The organism is Mesorhizobium sp. M1A.F.Ca.IN.020.06.1.1 (assembly GCF_004023265.1).
GTDB lineage: Bacteria > Pseudomonadota > Alphaproteobacteria > Rhizobiales > Rhizobiaceae > Mesorhizobium.
Window position 1 is genome coordinate 1 of the sequence record NZ_RZSR01000198.1, and the last position, 7667, is coordinate 7667.

At 62.4% G+C, this 7667-nt stretch carries 9 protein-coding genes and 1 tRNA gene; 4 read left to right on the top strand and 6 right to left on the bottom strand.

Translation table 11 applies throughout. The annotated features are described in order from the left end of the window. Positions 1-481, top strand: a 481-nt coding sequence (locus EOA60_RS11510; protein ID WP_164899263.1) for a histone deacetylase, incomplete at its 5' end; no start/stop codon positions are given. 11 nt (positions 482-492) lie between these two features. Here EOA60_RS11510 and EOA60_RS11515 read toward each other — a convergent pair. The 3 genes from EOA60_RS11515 to EOA60_RS11525 form a co-directional block, all read right to left on the bottom strand. After that, complete coding sequence (locus EOA60_RS11515) at positions 493-756, bottom strand: DUF6460 domain-containing protein (RefSeq protein ID WP_066996803.1); 264 nt, start codon at positions 754-756, stop codon at positions 493-495. Between the two features lie 149 nt (positions 757-905). Beyond that, positions 906-1661, bottom strand: coding sequence for a glycosyltransferase (locus tag EOA60_RS11520; protein ID WP_095826058.1), 756 nt, complete (start codon positions 1659-1661; stop codon positions 906-908). Continuing rightward, complete coding sequence (locus EOA60_RS11525) at positions 1640-2374, bottom strand: hypothetical protein (RefSeq protein ID WP_128311375.1); 735 nt, start codon at positions 2372-2374, stop codon at positions 1640-1642. Before EOA60_RS11525 ends, EOA60_RS11520 begins: the two co-directional genes overlap by 22 nt. Positions 2375-2766: 392 nt before the next feature. On the opposite strand from EOA60_RS11525, the gene EOA60_RS11530 reads away from it, so the two are divergent. Continuing rightward, a tRNA-Gly gene (locus EOA60_RS11530) sits at positions 2767-2840 on the top strand. Positions 2841-2928: 88 nt separating this feature from the next. Here the strand turns inward: EOA60_RS11530 and EOA60_RS11535 are convergent. From EOA60_RS11535 to EOA60_RS11545, 3 genes are all read right to left on the bottom strand, one after another. Continuing rightward, complete coding sequence (locus EOA60_RS11535; RefSeq protein WP_095826060.1) at positions 2929-3402, bottom strand: hypothetical protein; 474 nt, start codon at positions 3400-3402, stop codon at positions 2929-2931. A 369-nt stretch (positions 3403-3771) separates the two neighbouring features. After that, positions 3772-3990: a hypothetical protein gene (locus EOA60_RS37525; protein WP_164748405.1), complete on the bottom strand. Its 219-nt coding sequence runs from the start codon at positions 3988-3990 to the stop codon at positions 3772-3774. 222 nt (positions 3991-4212) lie between these two features. Continuing rightward, positions 4213-5202 carry a LysR substrate-binding domain-containing protein gene (locus tag EOA60_RS11545; protein ID WP_067322751.1) on the bottom strand — a complete coding sequence of 330 codons (990 nt, stop codon included), beginning with the start codon at positions 5200-5202 and terminating at the stop codon, positions 4213-4215. 293 nt (positions 5203-5495) lie between these two features. Here EOA60_RS11545 and chvE point away from each other — a divergent pair, with 293 nt between their 5' ends. Continuing rightward, a complete protein-coding gene (chvE, locus tag EOA60_RS11550; protein ID WP_066996783.1) occupies positions 5496-6566 on the top strand; it encodes a multiple monosaccharide ABC transporter substrate-binding protein in 1071 nt (356 codons plus the stop codon). A gap of 188 nt (positions 6567-6754) precedes the next feature. Further along, a partial coding sequence (locus EOA60_RS11555; RefSeq protein ID WP_128311377.1) for an ATP-binding cassette domain-containing protein occupies positions 6755-7667 on the top strand: 913 nt, incomplete at its 3' end.

The window sequence follows — 7667 nt, forward strand, 5'->3', positions numbered from 1 at the left end:
GGTCCTGCTTGCGGAGGGCGCCGTCGAAAACATCCTGGTCGTCGATCTCGACGTGCATCAGGGCGACGGCACGGCGGACATTTTGAAGGATGAGCCGCGCGCCTTCACCTTTTCCATGCATGGCGAACGCAATTATCCGGCGCGCAAGATCGCCTCCGATGTCGATATCGCGCTGCCGGACGGCACCGGCGACGCTGCCTATCTCGACCGGCTCGGCGCCATTCTTCCAGAGCTTTGCGCAAGGCGGCGCTGGGACATCGTGTTCTACAATGCCGGCGTGGATGTCCATGCCGAGGACCGGCTTGGCCGGCTGACATTGACCGACAACGGCCTGCGCAGCCGCGAGGAGCTGGTCATCAGCCATTTCCGCAAGGCCGACGTCCCGCTATGCGGCGTCATCGGCGGCGGCTATTCGAGCGACGTGCCGGCGCTTGCCGCGCGCCACGCCATTCTGTTCGAGGTCGCGGCCGCGTATGCCTGACGCTCGCCAGGCTACTTCCTGTAGCTCGCAATCCTGAGCAGGATAAAGGCGGGCACGACGATCGCGGCGCCGAGCAGGATATAGCCCAGGAAGCGGTCGAGAGTATGGAAGCCGAGATTCCACAGGTCGATGAAGAACTGGCGGATGCCGTAGAGCACGTCCATCGGCGACCAGCCGAAAGCGTGCATGACGAGGCCGACAAGGAAGGAAACCACCAGCAGCTTCACAAGCACCCTGAGTGGCGTATCGCCGAGAAAGCGTGTCAGTGCGGACAAGGCCGTTCTCCGGTTCGAGCTGCCCGATTCGGGGCGCGACCTCAGAAATACGCACTCGGATACCCGGCATCAAGCCGAAGGCCGCGCGCGAAGCTATTGTGCCGGCGGCCTTGATAGCCCGATCCGGCCGGCACACGTGGCTCGCTCGCTCAGATTCTCCACCGGAAGATGCGGGCCCAAAGCGGCCGGTCGCGGTAGACTTCCCTGGAGCGCCACAGCCTGTTGTAGCGGTTGCCGCCGCCGATACCGAGGTGCGATATCGGCTTGCCGCCCCGCTTACGCTTGATCGCGACCGGCTCGCCATCATGGCTGAGGCAATGGCCGAAATCCGCGGACGGCTGAAGAGGCGCGGCAGATGGCACAGACCTGAGGGCTTCGCCGACGATGAGGTCTTCCGGTTCGCAGGTCAGCGCGACGGCCTTGCCGAACAAGGTCGGGCCTGTGGGGCAGAGCGCAGTCGGCCCGTAATATTCCCGTTTCACATTGGCGCAGACAAGCTCGATCGCCTTGGCGAGCGCCTTGTGGCGAGGCGGCGCGGCAACAACCCCGATGCTGGTGTCCCACGGGGTCGAGCTGAGGAAATCGCGAAAGATCGACAATTTTCCATCGGCGCGAGGCACTCCGCGCAGGAAGAAATAGGAAAGATCGGCATAAAGGCCGCCTTGCTCATAAAGCAGACAATATTTGGCGAGGTCCGCCTTGTATGAATAAGGTCGCAGCGTCCTGAAAGCCGAAAGCACCTCTGCTCCGAAATGCGTCGAAATGAACTCCGCCAACGCCGCTTCCCGGAACAGGCGGTGCTCGTCGCCCGGATGAGCAGCCGTGAGCGAGTGGATGTTTTCGGCAACGAGCCCGGAAAGGTGCTCGCTGCCGCCGTCGGTGATCAGAATGCTGAAGAGAGGCATCCGGCTTCCGTCTCGATCAAGGTGCCTTGGTGAGCCTTCAACTTGCCCCAGTCTCGCCACTGGTGGGGACTGGCCTTCAGATAGGCCAGGTGCCGATCGGCGAAGTCTTGCGCGGCGCTCTGGATCAGTTCGGCCTTGTCCTGGCCGCGATCAAGATCGATCGGATTTTCCACAGTCACCCGTATCCTGCCTGTGCTGTCGTCACAAACGACGAAGACCGGCAGCAGGGGAGCGCCGGCGATCCTGGCCAACCGGGGCGCGCCGCCCGCAAATTCAATGACCGACTGGCCGATTCGCGCACGCACGAGCAACTCACCCTCCCAGGCGCCAGCGGTGATGGACGCAAACTTGCCCTGGCGAAGCAACCGCCTGGCCTCCTTCATGCTGGCGGCGGGATTCGCGCGGTCGATCACGATACGGCCCGCGGCATGTCTGAGCTCGACGCCGGTTCTAATCGGGTTGAGGAACCGGATGCCGAAGCGCGATTTCGAGAAACCGTGCTCGGGCCTGCTGACATGGAAGACATCGAAGCCGGCTTTGGCGAAAACCATCTTCGCCGCAAGCGCATTGAAGGCGAAATGCGCAATCCACAGGACGGCGCCACGGCCCTGTTCGCGCGCCGCATCGAGATGCTCGGCGCCGAGGAGTTCGATCTCGGGTCGCCAGCCGACGAGCCACTCGCGGACGATCTGGATGTTGTGTTCGCTGCGCATCGCGTCGACCCGGAGCCGGTCCTCGCGGCCGGCTATGCCAAAGGCGGCAAGATCCGGTTGGTCACCAACGTCGCGCCGAGACTCAGGCGCCCGTTTCAGCCGCTCCAGCCAAAGGCAGACACTGCGCCATCTCTTCTCAGGCACGAAAAGAGAGACGAATACAAAAACAGGAAGCCTCAGCAGGAATCCGAGATCTTCCACAGCAAAGGCTTTTCCGGAGCGAGAGGCTCGCTTCCTCTTCCGAACATTGATTTCCAAGCTGGGTCCCCACCCTTAACCCCTGAGCCATTACCATGTTGTGGCGCGGCGTCAAAGCGCCGGTGGATGGCTCTCGGCTTTCAATGTATCGCCGATTGCTAGATGCGGGGCCATCATGGTAACGAGGCTGTTGCGCGGGTATGATGTAATGGTAGCCTGTCAGCTTCCCAAGCTGAACGCGCGGGTTCGATTCCCGCTACCCGCTCCATCCCTCGCTACAGTGCCGCGCGGTCGCAGCGATCTGGCAGAGCGTCCTCAGGCGGCCGATGGCGAATGCGATCGTTGCCGCTTGCCGGTCAGGCCAGCACGCCGCAGAGGGGAAGATGCTTTGCGGCCTCGGCGGCTTCCATCCGCACGATGGCGCGCGACAGGCCGCCGCGTTCCTCGATCCACAGGCGAACCCAGTCGGGATATTGCGAGATCAGGTACCCGGCGGCGATTGCGTTCTCATGGGCGCCGACGCCGTAAGGCAGATGGAAGCCGAAGGATGCACGCGGCGTGATGCAAAGCTGCTCGGCGGGCAAAGACAGATAGAGCGTGCAGGCGCTGTCGCAGGCACCGTCGAATTCCACAGGCTCGTTCGCGGCGCGCAGCTCGGCGACGTGCAAAGCGAAGATCACGATCTGACCGCCGGGATTTTCCTGCACCGTTTCGGCATCTGCGGGCAGCGTTGTCAGGGCGGCGGCGAGGAACGCTAGCGCCTTGGCTATCAGCCTCCGCTTAACCCGCGCGCGCGGCAGATCGGCGTGCATATTGGTGACCTCGCTCATCCGGCGAGACCAAGGCTAACATTGCGATGGTTAACAACAGGCAGCTTTGAAAACATCGAACATCCAGATCGCCCAACTGCCCGCATCCTCTCAACAGCAGGGGGACTGGAAAATCAACGTGCTTTTTGACCGCACTCCGAAGGGAGCCACCTCGTTCGGCGAAAGCGCGCAAACGAAAGAGCCGCTCGAAAGGCGAGGGGCTTGGGCCTAGAAGAGGATCGCCGCGCGATCTATGGCGGAAAAGAAGCCAGCCACCTTGCGGCGGCCGGCTCTGGACCGGTTGAGCAATCCAGGACCACGTCTCGGTCCGGAATTCCGTAAAAACAGTTCTTTACTGCGGGTGAGCGGCTCTTATCCAAAGCTGAACCGCTATGGACCCCTAAAGCCAAAAGCCAATCCAAACACGTTCGCGCCAGCAGCGGCGACGCCAGCGGCCACGACGCCAGTAGCGGCGGCAAACACGTCTCCAAACGCGGCGCCGTCTGCGGCGGCGACGGCCGTGATGCCAATGACGATGGTAAACCTGCTCCACTTCAGCACGTTCGTGTCCATCCTCGAAGACGGCAGTATCGGGCTTATCGAGTTCATCGAGAATTCCGTTGCCGCTTGGAATTCCGGCAACCGCCCTACTGGGGCCAGCCAGGGTTGCAATTGCCGCTGCCCCCGCAACGCCAAGCATTCCAGTGAGAAACAAGCGACGTTCCATCAAAGACCTCCCGATAGTTCAGCATCGGCAGGTGGTTCCCTCACCCAAACGGGCTCCAGCGAACTGCCGATCTGTTTGAACGCACAGGTAGCATTCTCGTTCCATTACCCCACTTCGCGCAGGATGAAGTCGTGCAGCATCTTGGCGGCGGGCGAGAGCGCCCGGTTCCTGACCGTGATCAGGCTGTAGGGCCGGACCTCGATGTCGAACTCGGTCTGAACGACATCGATCGCTCCGGACAGCCCGTCGCCGCTCTGGATGAACTTGGCCACCTGCACCGAAACGGGGGCGATGGCGTCAGATTGCGCCACCATTACCAGCGTCAAGAGCAGCGACGAGGTGTTGAGGATGCGGTCGGGAAGCGGGATGTTGCGGTTCAAGAAATTGCTTTCCATCGCCTGGCGCAGGGGCGAGCCGCCGGACTGGAAGACCCAATCATAGGCAGCCGTCTCCTCCAGGCCGACCATCCCGCCGCCGGCAAGCGGATGGCCGCGGCGCACGATCAGGCAGGCCTTCTCGATGCCGATGACGCGCGATTCGAACAGCCGCGGATTGAGGTCATCGGGGATGCGGGCGATGATGAAGTCGTGGCGGGAGGCGATCAGCTCGCGAGCGAGCACGTTCGAGGTCTCGACCTGCATGGTGATCTCGATGCGCGGATAGATGCGGCGGATCTCGCGAATCGCCGGCACCGCCAGTTCGATCGCCGGCGCAGTCACGGCGCCGAGAAACACCGAGCCGCCCTTGCCTGCCTTGAGTTCCGAAATCTCGCGGTCGGCTTCGCGCATTTCGAGCAGGATCGAGCGGGCGCGCCTGGCGAGCGCCTGACCGTAAGGGGTCAGCGTCACGCCGCGCGGCAGCCGCTCGCACAATTTCACGTCGAGCACCGCCTCCATCTCGGCGATCATGCGCGAGGCCGCCGGCTGGGAAATATTCATCACCTGGGCGGCGGCGCTCACCCGTCCGTGATCGTCGAGCGCGGCGATCATTCGCATATGGCGCAGGCTCAGGCCGCTGCGCAGGAGCGTTTCGCCGTCCCCCGGAAGCTTTTCGTAACTCCCTGAAATCGCATCAGGATCCCGCAGCGCCGCCATGATTTCCCAGCCTCTCCGGCAGTTCTCTGCTCTACGCTAAATCATACCAGTTTCGGTATATCAACCAGCAAAGATCGCATTTGACAGTTATGTCAAAGGGACACACCCTTCGCGCGTTCCGAGACGCAGCGATCGGCAACGAGCAAAATCGTATCGATTGAAACTGCGTCGCGGGGCCGATTGGGAGGATACCGGAGATCGATAAAGCCGACAGAGGCGCGACTGCGCTCCTGTTCGACTGCGCGGCCCGCGAAGCCCCGAGGTGTCGCGTCCATCAACCAGGGAGAGTAAATGTGAAGATCATCAAGACGCTGGCCGCCGTCGCGGCCCTTGGCATTGCCGCCACGACCTATTCGGCGCACGCGGCCGACAAGGGTCTCGTCGGCGTGCTGATGCCGACCAAGACCTCGCAGCGCTGGATCAACGACGGCGACGCCGTCAAGTCCCAGCTCGAAGCGCTGGGCTACACGGTCGACCTGCAATACGCGCAGGACGACATCCCGAACCAGCTCAGCCAGCTGGAAAACGAGATCACGAAAGGCCCGAAAGCGCTGATCATCGCTTCGATCGACGGCACCACCATGGCCGATGCGCTGCAGAAGGCCAATGACGCAGGCGTCGTCACCATCGCCTATGACCGGCTGATCAAGAAGACCCCGAATGTTGACTACTACACCACCTTCGACAATTTCGGCGTCGGCGTGATCCAGGCGAATTCCCTGGTCAAGGGCCTCAAGGAGCGCTTCCCGAACACCAAGCCGTGGAACGTCGAGCTGTTCGGCGGCTCGCCCGACGACAACAACGCCTTCTTCTTCTACAACGGCGCGATGTCGGTCCTGCAGCCGCTGATCGACGACGGCTCGATCAAGATCAAGTCCGGCCAGATGGGCATGGACAAGGTCGGCACGCTGCGCTGGCTCGCCGCCACCGCCCAGGCCCGCATGGACAACCTGCTCTCGGCCAACTACTCGGACGGCAGCCGCGTCGATGGCGTTCTGTCGCCCTATGACGGCCTGTCGCGCGGCATCACCGCCTCGCTGCGCGCTGTCGGCTACGGCACGGATGCTCAGCCCTGGCCGATCGTGACCGGTCAGGACGCCGAGACCGCCTCGGTCAAGCTGATCATTTCGGGCGAGCAGTATTCGACCGTGTTCAAGGACACCCGCGAGCTGGCCAAGGCCACCGTGCAGCTGGTCGACAAGGTGCTCTCCGGCGGCAAGCCCGACGGCCTCGACACCAAGACCTACAACAACGACGTCAAGGTCGTTCCCTCGATCCTCTTGACGCCGCACGAGGTCGACAAGTCGAACTACAAGGCGCTGGTCGTCGACTCCGGCTACATCAAGGCCGAAGAGCTGAAGTAATCCAGCCTTTAAGGGAGGGGTCCTGCGCGACGCAGGGCCCCTTTTCGTTCAGAAGCGACCCCGGTATTGTTTTTGCCGGCTTCTGCAGCGCCATGCGCCATCGCGGCGCGAGCCAGACTGCAGTATGTTGATTTCGCGCATAACGCCTTCCGGAAACGGCAGGCATGCGCCAGGGAGCGGAATTCCTGATGAGCTCGACGATTTTGGAGATGCGCGACATCACCAAGACGTTCCCCGGCGTGAAGGCGCTGTCGAACGTCAACCTCAGCGTCGAGGAAGGAGAAATCCACGCCATCGTCGGCGAGAACGGCGCCGGCAAATCGACGCTGATGAAGGTGCTGTCGGGCGTCTACCCGACCGGTACCTATGAAGGCGAGATCGTCTTTCGCGGCCAGGAATGCCACTTCAAGGGTATCCATGACAGCGAGCATATCGGCATCGTCATCATCCACCAGGAACTTGCCCTGGTGCCGATGCTGTCGATCGCGGAAAACATCTTCCTGGGCAACGAGCACGCCAGCTACGGCGTCATCGACTGGAACGCCAACGAGAAGCGCACCAAGGCCCTGCTCGACAAAGTCGGCTTGAAGGAAGATCCCAAGACGCTGATCACCAATATCGGCGTCGGCAAGCAGCAACTGGTCGAGATCGCCAAGGCGCTCAGCAAGGAAGTGAAGCTGCTGATCCTTGACGAGCCGACCGCCTCGCTCAGCGAAAAGGACAGCCAGGCGCTGCTCGATCTTCTGCTCGAGTTCAAGCGCCAGGGCATGACCTCGATCCTGATCTCGCACAAGCTCAACGAGGTGAACCGCGTCGCCGACAAGGTGACGGTGATCCGCGACGGGCGCACCATCGAGACCCTGCCCAGGAAGGACATCAGCGAGGACCGGATCATCACTTCGATGGTCGGCCGCTCGCTCGACGACCGCTACCCGCCGCGCGAGCCCCAGATCGGCGAGGTTATTTTCGAAGTGAAGAACTGGTCGGTGTACCATCCGATCCACGCCGAGCGGCAGGTGATCAAGAACGTCAACCTCAATGTGCGCAAGGGCGAGGTGGTCGGCATTGCCGGGCTGATGGGCGCCGGCCGCACCGAATTCG